The 17,538-nt window shown below is 63.1% G+C and carries 18 protein-coding genes; 12 read left to right on the plus strand and 6 right to left on the minus strand.

What is annotated here, in order from left to right:
* Window positions 1-9: 9 nt before the first annotated feature.
* From trbE to ACX9MN_RS06485, 8 genes are read left to right on the plus strand one after another with little or no spacing between them, the layout of a single operon-like run.
* The gene (gene trbE / locus ACX9MN_RS06450; protein ID WP_242222618.1) at window positions 10-2,466 is read left to right on the plus strand and encodes a conjugal transfer protein TrbE; all 2,457 of its coding nucleotides are present in this window, start codon (window positions 10-12) and stop codon (window positions 2,464-2,466) included.
* Window positions 2,463-3,233, plus strand: coding sequence for a P-type conjugative transfer protein TrbJ (trbJ, locus tag ACX9MN_RS06455; protein WP_242222616.1), 771 nt, complete (start codon window positions 2,463-2,465; stop codon window positions 3,231-3,233). The genes trbE and trbJ overlap by 4 nt, the downstream gene beginning before the upstream one ends.
* Window positions 3,234-3,243: 10 nt before the next feature.
* On the plus strand, window positions 3,244-3,633 hold the full coding sequence (trbK-alt, locus tag ACX9MN_RS06460) for a putative entry exclusion protein TrbK-alt (protein WP_242222614.1): 390 nt from the start codon (window positions 3,244-3,246) through the stop codon (window positions 3,631-3,633).
* A 4-nt stretch (window positions 3,634-3,637) separates the two neighbouring features.
* The gene (gene trbL, locus ACX9MN_RS06465) at window positions 3,638-5,002 is read left to right on the plus strand and encodes a P-type conjugative transfer protein TrbL (RefSeq protein WP_489723996.1); all 1,365 of its coding nucleotides are present in this window, start codon (window positions 3,638-3,640) and stop codon (window positions 5,000-5,002) included.
* Window positions 5,002-5,685, plus strand: coding sequence for a conjugal transfer protein TrbF (trbF, locus tag ACX9MN_RS06470; RefSeq protein ID WP_018429608.1), 684 nt, complete (start codon window positions 5,002-5,004; stop codon window positions 5,683-5,685). The genes trbL and trbF overlap by 1 nt, the downstream gene beginning before the upstream one ends.
* A complete protein-coding gene (gene trbG, locus ACX9MN_RS06475; RefSeq protein ID WP_489723997.1) occupies window positions 5,682-6,731 on the plus strand; it encodes a P-type conjugative transfer protein TrbG in 1,050 nt (349 codons plus the stop codon). Before trbF ends, trbG begins: the two co-directional genes overlap by 4 nt.
* The gene (locus ACX9MN_RS06480) at window positions 6,728-7,948 is read left to right on the plus strand and encodes a TraB/TrbI/VirB10 family type IV secretion system protein (RefSeq protein WP_489723998.1); all 1,221 of its coding nucleotides are present in this window, start codon (window positions 6,728-6,730) and stop codon (window positions 7,946-7,948) included. Before trbG ends, ACX9MN_RS06480 begins: the two co-directional genes overlap by 4 nt.
* Before the next feature lie 2 nt (window positions 7,949-7,950).
* Window positions 7,951-8,187, plus strand: a complete 237-nt coding sequence (locus ACX9MN_RS06485) for a DUF2274 domain-containing protein (protein ID WP_242223836.1) — start codon at window positions 7,951-7,953, stop codon at window positions 8,185-8,187.
* Here the strand turns inward: ACX9MN_RS06485 and ACX9MN_RS06490 are convergent.
* Complete coding sequence (locus ACX9MN_RS06490) at window positions 8,184-9,086, minus strand: LysR family transcriptional regulator (protein ID WP_242222607.1); 903 nt, start codon at window positions 9,084-9,086, stop codon at window positions 8,184-8,186. The genes ACX9MN_RS06485 and ACX9MN_RS06490 overlap by 4 nt on opposite strands.
* A gap of 190 nt (window positions 9,087-9,276) precedes the next feature.
* Between ACX9MN_RS06490 and ACX9MN_RS06495 the strand changes: the two genes are divergently transcribed.
* Together ACX9MN_RS06495 and ACX9MN_RS06500 are read left to right on the plus strand one after the other, a co-directional pair.
* On the plus strand, window positions 9,277-9,897 hold the full coding sequence (locus ACX9MN_RS06495) for a MarR family winged helix-turn-helix transcriptional regulator (RefSeq protein WP_311936242.1): 621 nt from the start codon (window positions 9,277-9,279) through the stop codon (window positions 9,895-9,897).
* Between the two features lie 4 nt (window positions 9,898-9,901).
* Entirely contained in the window at window positions 9,902-10,852 is a 951-nt protein-coding gene (locus tag ACX9MN_RS06500) for a YeeE/YedE thiosulfate transporter family protein (protein ID WP_489723999.1), read from the plus strand.
* A 47-nt stretch (window positions 10,853-10,899) separates the two neighbouring features.
* Here the strand turns inward: ACX9MN_RS06500 and ACX9MN_RS06505 are convergent, their stop codons facing one another.
* The gene (locus ACX9MN_RS06505) at window positions 10,900-11,343 is read right to left on the minus strand and encodes a DUF6314 family protein (RefSeq protein WP_242222600.1); all 444 of its coding nucleotides are present in this window, start codon (window positions 11,341-11,343) and stop codon (window positions 10,900-10,902) included.
* Window positions 11,344-11,356: 13 nt separating this feature from the next.
* Window positions 11,357-11,845, minus strand: coding sequence for a YkgB family protein (locus tag ACX9MN_RS06510; protein ID WP_242222598.1), 489 nt, complete (start codon window positions 11,843-11,845; stop codon window positions 11,357-11,359).
* A 749-nt stretch (window positions 11,846-12,594) separates the two neighbouring features.
* On the opposite strand from ACX9MN_RS06510, the gene ACX9MN_RS06515 reads away from it, so the two are divergent.
* Window positions 12,595-13,089, plus strand: coding sequence for a MarR family winged helix-turn-helix transcriptional regulator (locus tag ACX9MN_RS06515; RefSeq protein WP_004099028.1), 495 nt, complete (start codon window positions 12,595-12,597; stop codon window positions 13,087-13,089).
* A 360-nt stretch (window positions 13,090-13,449) separates the two neighbouring features.
* Here ACX9MN_RS06515 and ACX9MN_RS06520 read toward each other — a convergent pair whose 3' ends face one another.
* From ACX9MN_RS06520 to ACX9MN_RS06530, 3 genes are read right to left on the minus strand one after another with little or no spacing between them, the layout of a single operon-like run.
* Entirely contained in the window at window positions 13,450-14,475 is a 1,026-nt protein-coding gene (locus ACX9MN_RS06520; RefSeq protein ID WP_489724000.1) for a zinc-binding alcohol dehydrogenase family protein, read from the minus strand.
* Window positions 14,453-15,037, minus strand: coding sequence for a peptide-methionine (S)-S-oxide reductase MsrA (gene msrA / locus ACX9MN_RS06525; RefSeq protein ID WP_081623570.1), 585 nt, complete (start codon window positions 15,035-15,037; stop codon window positions 14,453-14,455). The genes ACX9MN_RS06520 and msrA overlap by 23 nt, the downstream gene beginning before the upstream one ends.
* Window positions 15,038-15,069: 32 nt before the next feature.
* Window positions 15,070-16,302 (minus strand): bifunctional alpha/beta hydrolase/OsmC family protein, encoded by a 1,233-nt coding sequence (locus ACX9MN_RS06530; RefSeq protein ID WP_242222592.1) that lies wholly within the window; start codon window positions 16,300-16,302, stop codon window positions 15,070-15,072.
* 228 nt (window positions 16,303-16,530) lie between these two features.
* On the opposite strand from ACX9MN_RS06530, the gene ACX9MN_RS06535 reads away from it, so the two are divergent.
* Window positions 16,531-17,406, plus strand: coding sequence for a LysR family transcriptional regulator (locus ACX9MN_RS06535; RefSeq protein WP_011191349.1), 876 nt, complete (start codon window positions 16,531-16,533; stop codon window positions 17,404-17,406).
* Window positions 17,407-17,538: the final 132 nt, after the last annotated feature.

The following is a 17,538-nucleotide window of genomic DNA, read 5'->3' on the forward strand; positions in this document are numbered from 1 at the left end:
GGAACGACGATGATGAACCTCGCCGAATATCGCAACCGCAACACCCGGCTCGCCGACTTCCTTCCCTGGGTCGCACTGGTTGGCGAAGGGATCGTGCTGAACAAGGACGGCAGCCTGCAGCGCACCGCGCGCTTCCGCGGCCCGGACCTCGACAGCGCCGTGCCGGCCGAGCTGGTCGCCGTCGCCGCCCGGCTCAACAACGCCTTTCGTCGCCTCGGCTCCGGCTGGGCGATCTTCGTCGAGGCGCAGCGCCATGGCGCCGCCACCTATCCGGCAAGCATGTTCGCCGACAGCGCATCCGCCCTCGTCGACGCCGAACGCAAGGCCGACTTCGAGGAAGCCGGCGCGCATTTCGAGTCCAGCTATTTCCTCACCTTCCTCTATCTGCCGCCGGCCGAAGACGCGGCGCGGGCCGAGACCTGGCTCTATGAGGGTCGCGATCACGCCGGCGTCGATGCGCACGAGATCCTGCGCGGCTTCGCAGACCGCACCGATCGCATCCTTCAGCTCATCGACGCCTTCATGCCGGAATGCGCCTGGCTCGATGACGGCGAGACGCTGACCTATCTGCATTCGACCGTCTCGACGAAGCGGCACCGCGTCCGCGTGCCCGAGACGCCGATGTATCTCGATGCGCTGCTGGCCGATCAGCCCCTGACCGGCGGGCTCGAACCCCGGCTCGGCGACGCACATGTCCGCATCCTCACCATTGTCGGCTTCCCGACCGCGACCACGCCCGGCATCCTCGACGAGCTGAACCGGCTGGCCTTTCCCTATCGCTGGTCAACACGCGCCGTCCTGCTCGACAAGACCGACGCCACCAAGCTGCTGACGAAGATCAGGCGTCAGTGGTTCGCCAAGCGCAAGTCGATCGCCGCCATCCTCAAGGAGGTGATGACCAACGAGGCCTCTGCGCTGGTCGATACCGATGCGGCCAACAAGGCCGCCGACGCCGACATGGCATTGCAGGAGCTGGGTGCCGACTATGCGGGCCAGGCCTATGTGACGGCGACTATCACCGTCTGGGACGAGGACCCGCGCATCGCAGCTGAAAAGCTGCGGATGGTCGAGAAGGTCATCCAGGGCCGCGACTTCACCGCCATGCCCGAGACGATCAACGCGGTCGACGCCTGGCTCGGCTCGCTGCCCGGCCATGTCTACGCCAATGTCCGGCAGCCGCCGATCAACACCTTGAATCTCGCCCACATGATCCCGCTGTCGGCGGTGTGGGCGGGACCGGAACGGGACGAGCACTTCGATGCACCCCCACTGCTTTACGGCAGAACCGAAGGCTCGACCCCGTTCCGGCTTTCCATCCATGTCGGCGATGTCGGCCACACGCTGATCGTCGGGCCAACGGGCGCCGGCAAGTCGGTGCTGCTGGCGCTGATGGCGCTGCAGTTCCGGCGCTATCCGCAGTCGCAGGTTTTCGCCTTTGACTTTGGCGGATCGATCCGCGCTGCCGCGCTCGCCATGCGCGGAGACTGGCACGATCTTGGCGGTGGCCTCACCGAAGGCTCAGACGACAGCGTTTCGCTTCAACCGCTCGCGTGCATCGACGATGTCGCCGAGCGCGCCTGGGCCTCCGATTGGCTGGTCGCGATCCTGATGCGCGAGAGCGTGCCGGTCACGCCCGAGGTGAAGGAGCATCTCTGGTCAGCACTCTCCTCGCTAGCGTCCGCGCCGGTCACCGAGCGAACGCTGACAGGCCTGTCGGTTCTCCTTCAGTCCAACGACCTGAAACAGGCGCTGCGGCCCTATTGCGTCGGCGGTCCTTATGGTCGGCTGCTCGACGCCGAGGCCGAGCATCTGGGCGAAGCCAATGTTCAGGTCTTCGAGACCGAAGGGCTGATCGGCACTGGCGCCGCTGCCGCCGTGCTTGCCTATCTCTTCCATCGCATCGAGGACCGCCTCGACGGTCGGCCGACGCTGCTGATCGTCGATGAAGGCTGGCTCGCGCTCGACGACGAGGGCTTCGCCGGCCAGCTCCGTGAGTGGCTCAAGACGCTGCGCAAGAAGAACGCCAGCGTCATCTTCGCTACGCAGTCGCTCTCGGATATCGACGGCTCAGCGATCGCGCCGGCTATCATCGAGAGCTGCCAGACCCGCATCCTGCTCCCCAACGAACGCGCGATCGAGCCGCAGATTACAGCGATCTATCGCCGCTTCGGGCTGAACGATCGTCAGATCGAGATCCTCGCCCGGGCGATGCCCAAACGCGATTACTACTGCCAGTCCCGCCGCGGCAACCGGCTCTTCGAGCTGGGCCTGTCGGACGTGGCGCTGGCGCTCTGCGCCGCCTCGTCGAAGCAGCACCAGGCGCTGATCGCCGCGATCCACGCCCGCAGCGGCACGGATGGTTTCCTTGCCGAATGGCTTGCCGAGAACCGGCTCGCCTGGGCCGCAGACCTCGTCGCCGACCTTCCCAACGTCATCCCCCAAACCGATCCGGAGACACGCCCATGACCCGTTCTACTCAATCCCGCTCGCTTGCACTGCGTATCACCGCAGCGCTCCTTGCCGCGCCGATCGCGCTTTCGCCGATCCTCAGCACTCCCGCCGCTGCGCAATGGATCGTCTACGATCCGACCAACTATGCGCAGAACGTCCTGACGGCGGCGCGCACCCTCCAGCAGGTCAATCAGCAGATCACCCAGCTTCAGAACGAAGCGACGATGCTGATCAACCAGGCCCGCAACCTCGCCAGCCTGCCATATTCCTCGCTCCAACAGCTTCAGCAGTCGGTGCAGCGCACGCAGCAGCTCCTGCAAGAGGCGCAGGGCATCGCCCTCAACGTCCAGCAGATCGACCGCGCGTTCCAGACCACCTACGGCAACGCGTCGATGTCGGCCTCCGATCAGGCGCTCGTCGCGGGAGCGCGCGAGCGCTGGCAGAACACGGTTGGCGGCTTGCAGGACGCGATGCGTGTCCAGGCCGGCGTCGTCGGCAACATCGACACCAATCGCAGCGAGATGTCGGCGCTGGTCGGCCAGAGCCAGGGCGCGACCGGCGCGTTGCAGGCGACCCAAGCCGGCAATCAGCTTCTCGCCCTGCAAGCACAGCAGCTCGCTGATCTCACCGCCGTCGTCGCCGCCAATGGCCGCGCACAGAGCCTCTCCGAGGCCGAACGGGCGGCAGCGGCCGAACAGGGCCGCGAACAGCGCCGGCGCTTCCTGACGCCGGGCACCGGCTATCAGCCCGGCAACGCCCGCATGTTCCCGAACGGCAACTGAGGGCGCAGCCATGGACGGCAAGATGCTCGCCCGGCTTGGCGCTGTCGTGTTTGTGGCCGTCGCGATCACCGCGACCGCGATCGAGATGAACCGGACAGAGGAAGTGCGGGAGGCGTGGCCGTCCGGCCGGACCACCCAAGCGCAGGGCGATCCGTTGCGCGACGAACTGATCCGCTGCCAGGTGCTCGGCGAAGCGGGGCCGCGCGATCCGGCGTGCCTGCGGGCCTGGGCCGAAAACCGCAACCGCTTCCTCGCGCCCGGCGCGCGACCTGCCGAGCGCTTGCCGGACATCCCGCCAGCGCCGCGAGACACTCTCACACCCCAATCGGACCGCACCGATCAGCCGGCCATCGAGCCCGCCGCACCGATCGCGCCGCCGCAGCTCGACGAGGCGAGATAAGATCATGGGCGGCACCGGCGTCATTGACCATTTTCTTGAGGTCTTCACCCGCTACATCGACAGCGGATTCGGGCTACTCAGCGGCGAAGTCGCCTTCATCGCCACCACCCTGATCGTCATCGACGTGACGCTGGCGGCGCTGTTCTGGAGCTGGGGCGCCGACGACGACATCATGGCCCGCCTGGTGAAGAAGACGCTGTTCGTCGGAGTGTTCGCCTACATCATCGGCAATTGGAACAACCTCGCCCGTATCATTTTCGAGAGCTTCGCCGGCCTCGGCCTGAAGGCTAGCGGCACCGGGTTCACCACGGCCGACCTCTTGCGCCCTGGCAAGGTCGCTCAGACCGGGCTCGACGCCGGACGGCCGCTGCTCGATTCCATCTCCAGCCTCATGGGCTACTGGTCGTTCTTCGAGAACTTCATCCAGATCGCCTGCATGTTCCTGGCCTGGGCGCTGGTGCTGCTCGCTTTTTTCATCCTCGCCATTCAGCTCTTCGTCACGCTCATCGAGTTCAAGCTGACGACGCTCGCCGGCTTCGTGCTGATCCCGTTCGGCCTGTTCGGCAAGTCGGCCTTCATGGCCGAACGCGTGCTCGGCAACGTCATCTCCTCCGGCATCAAGGTGCTGGTGCTGGCCGTCATCATCGGCATCGGCTCGACGCTCTTCTCAGAATTCACATCCGGTTTCGGCGGCCAGAATCCGACAATCGACGAAGCGATGGCGATCGTGCTCGCCGCGCTGTCGCTGCTCGGCCTCGGCATCTTCGGTCCCGGTATTGCAAGCGGCATCGTCTCCGGTGGTCCCCAGCTCAGCGCCGGCGCCGCAGTCGGCACTGGCCTGGCCGCAGGCGGCATGGTCGCGCTCGGCGCTGGCGCCGTCGGCGCCGCCGCGTCGGGTGGCGCTGCGCTGGCCGGTGGTGCGGCCGCCGCCGCTCGTGGCGGTGCTGCGATCGCTGGCGGCGCGTCCACCGCTTACAGCCTTGGCGCAGCCGGGCAGTCCGGCGCGGCCGGCGTCGCTTCCGGTCTCGGCGGGGTCGCCCGTGCCGGCGGCAGCGCCGCCGTCTCGCCCCTGCGCCGCGCCGCATCGCGTGCCGCCGAAAGCATGCGCTCAAGCTTCAACACTGGCGGCAAGGCCGCCTTCGAGGCGACAGGCGGCACTTCCACCATGGGCTCGATCGGCGGTGACGCGGCCGGTGATGGCGCCGCTGCCGCGGGTTCCACAAACGCAGGCGGTCCGCCGGCCTGGGCGCAGCGGATGCGCCGATCCCAGCACATGACCCATGCCGTCCAGGCCACGGCCCATGCCGTCCGCTCAGGTGATGCCCACGGCGGCGGCTCTTCCATCAATCTTTCCGAAGGCGATCGCTGATGTTCAAACGACCCTCTACCCATTATGGCAAGGCCCCCGAGCCGGAGACGCCCTATCAACGCGCCACCCAGGTCTGGGATGAGCGCATCGGCGCCTCGCGCGTGCAGGCCAAGAACTGGCGGCTCATGGCATTCGGCTCGCTGATCCTGTCGGCCGGGTTCGCCACCGCGCTCGTCGTGCAGTCAGCACGCGGGACGATCGTACCCTGGGTGGTGCAGGTCGATCGCATCGGTCAGGCGCAGGCCGTCGCGCCCGCCGAGGCCGACTATCGTCCGACCGATCCGCAGATTGCCTTCCACCTGGCGCGCTTCATCGAGCAGGTCCGGAGCATTCCGGCCGATGCGATCATCGTCCGGCAGAACTGGCTGCGCGCCTACGACTTCACGACTGACCGCGGCGCCATGGCGCTCAATGACTACGCCCGCTCCAACGACCCCTTTACACGGGTCGGCCGGCAGCAGGTCGCTGTCGACGTCTCCAGCGTCATCCGCGCGTCCCCGGACAGCTTCCGCGTCGCGTGGGTCGAGCGCCGATACGAAAATGGCCAGCTCGCCGAGACCACGCGCTGGACCGCGATCCTGACGATCGTCGTGCAGATCCCCCGAAACGCCGACCGGCTCAGAGCGAACCCGCTCGGCATCTACGTCAACGCCATCAACTGGTCACGGGAGCTTGGGCAATGAAGCCGTATTTCCGTAAAGCCGGAAACCCGGCTTCACACACACTCGTACTCCCGGCTCTCCGTAGAGCCGCATTCCCGGTCGTTCTGCTAGCGGCGACCGCGCTCGCGGGCTGCGCGACCACCAATCCGCCGCCGGAGATTTCCTACGACAATGCGGCTCCGGCGGTGCAGACCGTCGATCCACCCGCGCCGGTCACCGTGGTCGAGCTGCCCCGGCCGCTGCCGCTGCCTGGCCAATTGCAGCGTGTGGAGGAGACGCGGCGTGCCCCGGAGCCTTCTAATCCGACCGCTCGCGTCAACCAGGCAAACGAGGCGGCACGAGTCCAGCCGGTGCGCGACGGCTTCATTAACTCGATGCAGGTCTACCCGTGGACCCAAGGGGCGCTTTATCAAGTCTATACCGCCGTCGGGCAGATCACCGACATCGCGCTCCAACCCGGGGAGCAGCTTGTCGGCGCAGGCCCGGTGGCCGCCGGCGACACAGTGCGCTGGATCATCGGCGACACCGAGAGCGGATCGGGGGCAACGCGCCAGATCCACATCCTGGTAAAGCCCACCCGCGCCGACCTGATGACCAACCTCGTCATCAACACCAACATGCGCACCTATCACATGGAACTGCGCTCGACAGAGCGCACCTATATGGCGTCGGTCTCATGGCAGTATCCGCAAGACCAGCTCATTGCGCTGCGCCGCCAGAACGCCGAGGCGCAGGCGGCCCAGCCGGTGGCGAGCGGCGTCGATCTCGCGAACGTCAACTTCCGCTATGCGATCGAGGGCGACCGTGCGCCGTGGCGGCCGCTGCGCGCCTTCGACGACGGACGCCAGGTCTTTATCGAGTTTCCGCGCGGCATCGGTCAGGGCGAGATGCCGCCACTCTTCGTCGTCGGCCCCGAGGGCAACACCTCCGAGCTGGTGAACTATCGCGTTCGCGGCCACCACATGATCGTTGATCGTCTGGTCGCGGCTGCCGAACTTCGCTTCGGCTCCGGCCGCGAGCAGAAGCGCGTCAGGATCGTCCGCACAGACGGGAGGCCGACCTCGTGAGCGAGAACCCGCCCCGGAATGAGGAAGTGCCGGACGACGATGCGCAGCCCCTGACCGGCGAGCCGGTCGGGCCTGCGCCGATGCGGCTGCGGGCCGAACCGCCCCGCGTCACCCGGTTATCGCGGAAGGTTCTCGCCGGCCTCGGTCTTGTCGCCAGCGTCGGGCTCGGAGGTGCGCTGATCTACGCGCTTCAGACCCGTGACGCCGGTCGGCCGAACGACGAACTCTATTCGACCGAGAACCGCTCGACCGCTGACGGACTGGCCGGCCTGCCGCGAGATTACAGTGGCGTGCCGCAGCTCGGTCCCCCTCTTCCCGGTGACCTCGGCCGGCCGATCCTCAGTACCCAGGATCGCGGACAGCCGGTGCCCACACCCGGGACGGCCGCGCCCAATCCCGGCATCAGCCCGGAAGAGCAGCGCCGCCTTCAGGAAATCGAGACCGCGCGCACCAGCCGTCTCTTCTCCGGATCGGAAAGCCGGGGCGCCCCCGCTGCTGCGGGAGTTGCCCCAGCGCTCGCGCCGGGGCCGGATTTGGCGAGCATTGGCCTCGCTCCGCCGCCCGCCACGCCCTCGGCGCAGGACCGGCAGAACGCGTTTCTGAACGTGGCGGCCGATCGCAGGACGGTTGCGCCCGATCGCGTCGCTGCGCCAGTATCGCCGAACGTCCTTCAGGCGGGAGCAGTGATATCCGCGGCGCTGATCACCGGCATCCGATCCGATCTACCCGGCCAGATCACCGCGCAGGTCACCGAGAACATCTACGACAGCCCGACCGGCCGTATCTTGCTTGTGCCGCAAGGCACTCGTGTGGTCGGGCAGTACGACAACAACGTGCAGTTCGGCCAGAGCCGCGTCCTGCTCGTCTGGACTCGGCTCGTCTTCCCGAACGGGCGCTCGATCGTTCTCGAGCGCCAGCCTGGCGCTGACGCTGAAGGGTTCGCAGGGCTTCAGGATGGCGTCGATTACCATTGGTGGGATCTGGCCAAGGCTGCGGGATTGTCGACACTGCTGAGCGTCGGCGCCGAACTCGCGGTCGACAACGACGATCGGCTCGTTCAGGCGATCCGGAACGGTGGGCAGGACACCATCAACGACGCAGGGCAGCAGATTGTAAGGCGTCAGCTCAACGTCGCGCCCACAATCACTATTCGGCCCGGATTTCCCGTGCGCGTTATCGTGACGCGAGACTTGGTGCTGGAGCCATATGGAGGGTGATGATGTCGAAGCTTAAGCTAGGCCCCATCGCGGACGAAAAGCCACTTAAGGTACAGGTCGAGCTACCCGCAGCTCTCCACCAGGACCTTATTGACTACGCCCACCTATTGGGCCGAGAGCAAGGTCAGTCCGCTGTTGACCCAGCTCGGTTAATCGTCCCGATGTTACAACGGTTCATCGCGACAGACCGTGGCTTCGCCAAAGCCAGGCGAACGTTGACGCCGGGGAGCGTCGATTAGTCCGTGGTCCCCGCTCTAATGCTAGAGGGGGTGTCGAAACACTTCAGCAGCAGCGGCAGAGTCGGGTTGTCGTTGTCTCTGGACGAAATTATAGCGGCCGTCGGCGCCCGAGCCGATGGGAGCGGGATCAACGCGATATCCGGCCGGTATATCACGCTGGTGATGGTCAAGCCGAAGCCCTGTTCGACCATCGTCAGCAGGGTTTCTCGGCTGACTTGTTGGATCGAGAGTTGAACCGCTCCGTCTCCGGCGCCCACCATGCGCCGGAGTATGCCAGCGAGCTCACGCCCAGCACCATCCGAGCGAACGAGGAAGACTTCGTCACAAATGTCCTCCCACGACAGCTGTGGCCGTGCTGCCAACTCGTGAAGCGGGGACAATGCCACGAACAGATCTGGTTCGCAGAGACGTCGAACTTGGAACTGAGGGCTTTTGCTCGCACTCAGGCTGATTGCTGCGTCCAGTAACCCGCGGTTCACCCCCAAAGAGTTTTCTTCTGAAGTGCCTTCCTCAAGCTTTACCTCGATCGTCGGATGTCGATTTCTGAATGCCGCGAGAATGTCGATGATCGGGCACGCCGGAAACGCTTCAAGCATTCCAAACCTCACTAGCCCGGTTATGAGTTTTCGCGCGGAACGGATCTCCGTTGCGGCGTTACGAAGGTAGCGCGCTCCCACCACCGCTTGTTGAAGGAAGCGTTCACCTTCTGGAGTCAGCCCTGCCCCCGCTCGCGTACGCTTGAAGAGAGAAAAGCCAAGCTGGCGCTCAAACAGCTGCACACGTCGGCTGACGGTGGATTGCGATACCGATAGGCGTTCCGCCGCTCGGCGGAAGCTGCCGGCCTCGGCGACCTGAACGGCGTATTTCAGGTATCGGAGATCAAGAGTCAGATCGGGCATGAGACCCGTCCGATCATACCGGCGATCTCATTGGCGAACCGCCTGCGCCCGGTGAGAGGCATCCATGCGCGTCCACTTTCATCGAGCCCACCCCCGCTAGCGCCTGGGGTACAAGCACGTCCGTTGATCTCAGATGTGGAATCCGAGCTGAGCCCCTCAATGAGCATGACCATGTCCGAATCTGCCATAGATGCATGCGGCGGTCATACATTTTCGCACACTTGATGTCTATGCGCGATGCATATATTACTGCGGCATGGAGCCTGAGGTCGCCAAATACCATTTTGGTGCACTGGCGCTGGCGGTTGCTGACAGCATCGCCAGTGTCTCGGCCTCCTTTTCACCAAGCGGCCCGGCGACCGCGGTGATGGTGTTTCTCAGCATGGAGCCCGGCCTGCCGATCAGCGTATTGGCAAGCCGGATCAGGCTTTCTCATGCCGGAACGGTGCGATTGATCGATAGGCTCGAGCACGAACAGTTGGTGGAACGACGAAGACATATCGCCGACAGGCGCGCGCGCTTCATTCACCTCACCAATTCAGGGAAGAAGATAACGGAAGCCTTGCTCAAGGCACGGGAGCAGGTGATCTCCGAATGTGTTTCGCCCCTTTCGCCCAATGACCTCGACATTCTAGGCGTGCTGTCGGAGCGGCTCTTTGTGGCAAACGGCTTCGACAAGGATGGTTCGATCAGCCTTTGCCATCTGTGCGGCTACAGCAGGATCGCGCCTTCCCGTAGTAAAGCAAAGCCGGGCGCTCACGACGCCGGAACGTCGCACCAAACGGCTGACGATATGATCAGGCAGGCTTGATATAGTGGGATCGTTTGCGCTCGAACTTCTTCTATGCGTACTTGCCTTCGGGTTCGGATATGCCGCGAACCAAGGCGGAACCTGTTTAGTGGTGGCCGCTCATGAGTTACACAGACGACAGCCGCCGAGAATGTTCGTCGGATTTCTCGCAGCGTCGGCAGCGGCAGGCCTGGTTGCGGTCCCGATAGTCTGGACGGGAACACTGGGCGCAACACTCGCACCCTCGACCAGCATCAATTTCTTCCTGCTCATCGGCGCTATAGCCTTCGGCCTCGGCGCACTCATTAATGACACATGCCTGCTCGGATCGCTGGCGCGGCTTGGGGATGGGGAGATGCGACTTCTAGCTCTACCCTTGGGATTGGCGATTGGTATCTTGGCTGCCGACCATGGCAGGTTCGACTACGACGCAACATGGCCAAGCTTGATCTCCAGACCAAGCGTAACAGGCCTCGTTACTCTCCTAGCCTTCCTTGCTGTGCTCGTGCTGGCACTCGTTTTCGTTTCCATGAAGAGCGTTCTGCGAACAAAGCCGGGTTGGTCGTTCGGCGCTTCGATGATTGGACTCGGTATCACTGGTGGACTTTTATATGCATTCTCGCCGGCCTGGACCTTCGCAGACCTGATTCAACGTGGCCTTCCTCTCAGAATGTCGCCGGCCGGCGAGGTCGCGCTCACTGCGGTGATCTCTTCGATCGCAGGCGCCCTCACCGCCTCCTTTCGCCAAGGGAATCTGCGTCTCCAACTGCCGACAGCCAATGGCATTCTGCGATCTGTCGTCGGCGGCACATTGATGGGTATCGGCATTGCGCTCATACCCGGCGGGAATGATGGATTGATCCTCGCAGCGGTTCCGACTCTTTCACCTGGTGGGATAGTCGCCTACGTTCTGATGACGATGACAATCGTCTTCGGATTTGCAGCGCGTGGTAAGTTATTCCAGCGCCGCCTTTGAAGACCATGATAAGGGCAACAGAGGATTCTCCCACCTGACATGAGCATTTATCCCGACCGGGAGTATCGGCTGACTAGCTCGTATGCCTTTGCAGGCCCTTGGACCATGATGACCACTTCAAAGGCCGCCGGCCCCAGCATCCTGCAGGTTGCATGGTCGGTGTCATCTCCGCAGGCATGGACGTCACTCGCTTTCAACCCGCTTTCCGTCCGTGCGAAACTCAAGCTGAGGAACTGCGTCCCGATATGAGGTCCGTCTGCGAACTCGACGACAACAATGTCTTCGCTCAAGCGATAGCAATACTGCCGGTATGCGGAGAATTCACTGCCATCTGCCAGTGTGAGAATGCCGCTCTCTCGACAAGCGAGCGCGCCTTCGCCGACGGGAGCGAAGACCGCGTCGCCATGCAGCTGAGCGCCTCCGGGCTGGATATCACGACGGAGCATCCATGCCCCACGGAAGTTCTGCAGGATTTGCGCGCCCGCCTTCACGAAATGACCCCGGTCACGAGGGCACAAGCGCGCCTCTGTGGCGGACCGAAGCAAGCAGCAGCACGAGGGACGCCGCCAGCAGAACTGCGTCCTTCAGTAGAAACTGCCCTGGTGCAGCCGAAATCGCAGGAAAGCCGCCGGCGGTCGGCTCCGCTACACCGGGGGTGGTGATGAAAAAGGTCAGCGTGATCAGATATGTCGCCGCTGACATCAGTGCGCCGAGCGCAGAGAAGAGTGGACGAAATGCACCAAGGATCAGAACGAGACCGGTCGATAACTCGATAACGCCGATGAAATAGCTTTGCCCCTGCATCCCGAACATGCCCAGCCAATTCATGATCGGGCTGTGTTCGATAAACGGGGCGATACCATAGGCCTCGTACGCTGTGAACTTCATCGCGCCGAACCACAGAAATACGATCACGAGAGACCATCTAAGCAGGCCAAGATCCCTCCGACCGTGCTCGGGGACAAGAAATTCATAACGGTCGAAAATGCTCATCTAAAATTCCTCAACAGTGGTCCCGTGGGAACGTCACGAACGTCGTCTACGTGCTTCGGGCAGGCGTTGCAGTATATGCGCGACGCATATACTAATAAGCGAGATATGTCGAGCGGCTGGCTCGCGCTTCGCTGCCTCACGAAGCCATCCTCATCGGCGATGCCTTTACCCAGCAAACGCGCGACCTTGCGGGATTTTGACTTGATAGGGCTGGCGCTCCGGGTGGGCCTATAGCCCGTTGGCAAACGTCCAGCCTGTACGGATGGACGCGGCCCTGGACGAGATAACCGTGCCGACCGAAATCGTAGCAGCGATCGCCGCAATCCCCGACGTCGTGGAGCACGGACTGTTCCTCAATGGGATCGATACAATCGTGATCGCGCGCGGTGACACGATGGAAGTGCGACGCCGGGGACAAGCCAGGTCTCGCTGATCTGCACCTGCGCGGCCTGGATGACAGCGCTGACGCGGAGTGATTCTCGGGCGCGACCTACGGCGATTCCGAGCGAAAAGGCTTGCCCTATAGCCGCCAGGTATCAAAGGTTCCGCGGCCTTAATGAGCCGGACCCGTTTTTTTCGGCGCGCTCGATCAGTCGAAATCCTCCGAAACCCTTTTAAAACAGGACATTTTCCACAAGCCGCGCGGAGGAAGAGGACCACGGTATGGCTTGCTGTCTATGCTCCGCGCACATATAGATGTGGCAATGGATGGACCTCGAGATCGAAACATTTTCGGGGCGTTCGCACTCATGATCAGCGACGACATCGTTCGCGCTAGTTCATCGCGGGCGCCGGAAGCTGGACCCGCCGCCTCAGCGCTGGCGTTGCTCGCGCACAAGCCCGGGCTCTCGATCCGTATGCTTGCGATCGGGGTGGGCCTTTCACATGCTGGAACTGTTCGCCTGGTGGATAGATTGGTAAGCGAGGGATTGATCGAGCGCAGGGAGCATTCGACAGACGGGCGCGCGCGATCCCTCTATCTTACTCCAACTGGCAAGGTCGCGAGCGACGAGGTCCTGGCCTCGCGCGATCAAGTGATTGCCGAAGGGCTATCGATCCTTAATCCAGACGAACTGAAAACCTTATCGGACATCGCTGAACGCGTTCTCCGAAATCGCTTGGAAAACCTCGAGCAGTCATACCGCATCTGCCGCTTGTGCTGCTACGAGGGCTGCACGAACTGCCCCGTCGATGCCGAATTGCATGAGCGAGGTGTGGACCGCGAGAAGAACGACGACGCGTAGGAGACTCGCAATTGCGGCAGCTCAACGCTGCTCAGATAGCGGGCTTCATAATGTCAGCGAGCCTACCATCAGCCGCATTCTTTTGGCTACGCGTCAAGCCGGCCGATCGGGCATGGCGGTCTCATTCTAATATGTCGGTGATCGCCCCACTTTTAGCCGCTCAATTGATCGGAACGCGGTTTCGGAAGCGGCCGTTCAAACCACTCGCTGCATTCCCATTTCTCTATGTCCGATAGGTAGTTTCGGGGAAAAGCAGTCGGGAACAGGTTTCGGGAACGCATGCTCCGGCAGGAGCGCAGCGCGCGTCCCAAGCGCGTTTTCCCGGTAGAGCTTCCCAATCGGCAAAGTGCGGCTGGTCACTCAAGGCAGGGTAACGACGATTTTCGTTGCGGATACACCCGCCTTCAGGGCTTCCAAGGCAGCCTGGAGCATTTCAAGGCCCTGGCCCACGACCTTCGCCGGAGGGGCGGGGACGAACGTGCGCGCCGCGAGAGCCTGCGGCAGGAATTCGCGGTAGATCATTGGACCAAACTCGTCATCCTTGAGGCTCGTCCCGGAGATGTGCGTCGCCTCGACTCCAAATGGACGCTCGTCGGGCGGGGCCAGCGTCGCTGCCACCCGGCGCGAGCCCTCGCATCTCGCAATTGCGGCAAAACAGTCTTTCATGTGACCGGTCGCGTGAAGCGTTCCAGCGAGACTGCGCCCGCGCATTGCCTCAATCACGTCTTCCACGATGGCTGGACTCGAGTGGTCAAGAACCTCGCTTGCACCCAGCTCCTTCAACAGGCCGGCGTTGCGCGCCGAAGCGGTGGCGACGCACCTGTAGCCCGACGCCACCGCGAGCTGGATGGCGTTGCAGCCAACGCTCGACGATCCACCCCAGACCAGAACGACCTCTGGACGCGCGGTCGGCGAGTGTAACGGTGGCGCGAGAGCCAACTGTGTCCGTCCGTAGAGCCCGCTTGCGGCGGTGCCAAGGCCAAGCGGGAGGACTGCCGCATCAGCGAAGGCCATGTTGTTGGGGATCGGCGCCGCCATGTGGTCCAGCACGATCGTGTGGTGCTGGAACGCACCCTGCGCAGGTTGATTTACGGTTGTCCCGACCGCCTGTCCGATGACTCGATCGCCGACCTTGAACCGCTCGACCGCGCCACCGACCGCCGCGACCTCACCGGAGACGTCGCTGCCGAGAATCGCGGGATAGTCGAGCCATGGCAAAAGCGCGACGTCCTGCAGAATCCAGTCGAGTGGGTTGATCGCGATGGCCGCGTTGCGGATCAATATCTCGTTCGCCGCCAGATGCGGCAGAGCGGTGACACCGATCCTCAGTGGCTGCCCCGGCGCTTTCTGCCAGGCGGCCTGATTAGTCACGGTTTCGGTCATCATCAACTCTTTCTGTCAAGTATACAGCTGGGCGTTCGTCTGAGCGGTCCAACCGCCAGGTCGGGCGCACGAAGTGGCAGCTATAGCCCCCAGGATAGCGCACCAGGTATTCTTGGTGCTCTGGCTCCGCCTCCCAAAAGGGTTCTTCTGGGTTGATCTCCGACACGACCGGGCCAGGCCAGCTTCCTGATGCCTCGATTTCCGCGATAGTTGTGAGGGCGACTTCCTTCTGCACTTCGGTGGTGTAGAAAATCGCCGATCGATAGCTCGGACCGACATCGCTGCCTTGTTGCTCGTAGGTCGTGGGGTCATGGATCTGGAAGAAGAGTTCCAAGAGCGAGCGATAGGCGAGAACGGAAGGGTCGAAGGTCACTTCCACTGCTTCCGCATGGCCGTAATGTCTCGCGTAGGTCGGATCAGGCATTTCTCCGCCCGTGTAACCGACACGCGTCGAAATGACTCCCCTGGCTCGGCGCAGCAAATCCTCCATGCCCCAGAAGCAGCCGCCTGCGAGAATTGCTCGCTCTGTCGCGGCCGCCCTATTGCCGGTAGGCGATTGGCTCACAGTCCGTTCGCCCTCCTCCGTGTGCGCCACGGTCAAGCCAGCCTCGCGGGATCCGCAGCCTGACTGGCGCTCAAGAGTTCGGTCTGCACGTCCGAACCCCGGATGAGACTCAGATCGACGGGACACCGATCAGCGATCGCGAGGATCCGAGCGCGCTGATCATCACTCAGCGGCCCATCGAGGACAATGGTGCGGGTGAACCGGTCGGGTGGCATCATGTCCGGCACCTTCTCGTGCTGCACGGTCGTGCTCGCCCGTTCGAGCGGAAAGCCCTTGCGGTTCGCATAGAGACGCATCGTCATCACCGTGCAGGCTGCGAGGCCGGCAGATACGAGTTCATAGGGAGATAGTCCGGTCCCGAGGCCACCGACCGATGCTGGCTCGTCGGCGAACAGAGTGTGCTCGCCGCTGCGGACCTTGAGCTGGAACGTCCCTGCAAGAGTTTCGGTGGCGACGACGCCCTCCGCAACCTCGACCTGCGGAAGATCCGCGCTGAGTGGTGGGAGAAAGCGGCTCGCCCAAACCGCCACCATGGCCGCGGCGTAGTTCGCGTCCGCGACATCGGTGAGAAGGTGATCCGCGTTGTCGAGCGAGATGAAGCTTTTAGGGTGCCTGGACGCGACGAAGATGCGCGACGCGTGGTCGATGCCGACCACCTGATCCAGCGGAGAGTGCATGACCAGCACCGGCCGTCGCAGGGAGGCAATGGCCTTCTCGACGTCGATCCCCTCAACCGCCTCAAGGAACCCTCGGCGAATGAGGAACGGCCTACCGGCAATCTCCACCGAGGCCTCGCCCTCGCTCGCGATGGTGTTCAGATCATTCGGTCCGAAGAGGCGCAAGATATGCTGAAGGTCGGCCGGCGCACCAATCGTCGCGACCGCCGCAACATCAGGCATGTCGGCGGCGGCTACGATCGCAGCGGTGCCACCCAGGCTGTGCCCGACGAGGAGGGACGGTGACATGCCCGCCGCCGCCATCGCCTTTGCGGCGGCCCGAAGGTCCTCGACGTCCGACGCGAAGTTCACAGGTTCTCCCGTCCCACCGCCGATCCCGGTCCCGGCGAAATCGAACCTCAAGACCCCGATGCCCGCACGCGACAGCGCGCGCGAGATGTGAACAGCGGCGCGACTGTCTTTCCCGCACGTGAAGCAGTGGGCGAAGATCGCCCAGCCCCGCGGCGTCCCTTCCGGCGGTTCGAGGTGCCCGGAAAGCGGAGAGCCAGCCCCACTGACAAACGTAAATGATCTTCCTGCCATGTCCATCAAACCTCCAGCACGCGGCTCGGCGGTTGCGCTCTCAGAACCTTCGACGGAGCTGAGCGGAGCGCACCGCCAACCGCTAATCGTCATCTCAGGCTATCATTTATATGTCTGGCGCATATAGACAAGCCCCTATACCATGATTATATGCGCCAAGCATACTTCTGCGACCTGCTTTCCAAAGGCGGTCTCACGGAAGAGGTATCAGTCAGGCGCGTGGGCCAAAGGACTATGGAACTCAATCAAGTCAGCTATTTCATCAACTTGGCCGAGACGCTGAATTTCACAGCGGCCGCTCGCTTGAGCGGTGTTTCACAGCCAAGTCTGACCCGCGCGATCCGCCGCTTGGAAGATGAGCTTGGCGGGCCGCTGATCTATCGCGACGGGAAGAACAGCCGCCTGACTGGCCTTGGCCATGACGTCGAGGCAGAATTCCGGCGTATGGTGGTCGCGATGAAGAGCGTTCGCAATCACTCGGAGCACTGGGCGATGGGGGGGCACCGCGTGCTGGATGTCGCCGTCGCGCCCACCGTCGGACCAAAGGAATTTACGGCATTCTTCGAGAGCGCATTGGCGGAGATGCCATCCATCGAAATCAAGCTGCACTCGCTCCAGTCGAACGAGGACACATCGGAGGTGCTTTCAGGAAAATACCACGCGTGCATCATGCCGCGTGAAACAAGACCGGAACGCAAGCTGGATGTGCATCCTCTATTTCGGGAGCGCTTCGTGCTCGGCTGTTCTGCAAACCATCCCTTGGCTGCCAACGAGATCGTGCGCGGCGAAGACCTGCTCGAGTTTCCTTTCGTCGATCGCCTGAAATGCGAGTTTCGCGATCGGATCCTCGATCACTTCGCGCGACGGGACTTGCTCATGCGACCTCGCTTTCGATCAGATCGCGAGGACTGGGTGCAACGGGTCGTCGCTGACGGCCACGCCATATGCATTCTTCCGGAACGATCGCCGACCGTGCAAGGCCTCGTCACTCGGCCGATCGACGGATTTGTCTTGGAGCGCGAAGTCGTGATCGCGACAGTATCCGGCTCCACGGCAACGGTCGAGATACGGAACATCGCGCAGCTGGCAGCCCGGTATGAGTGGAACTGAATCACGACGTGAAGAGCTTCGGCGCTATGGAAACTATACGCGCAGCGTATTGGATAAATCTGGGGCGCACTGCGATAGTCGGTGCAATGACTGCAAAGATAAATGACAGTGTGTCGAACTCTCTAGATTAAT

The organism is Methylobacterium sp. 1A (assembly GCF_058072805.1).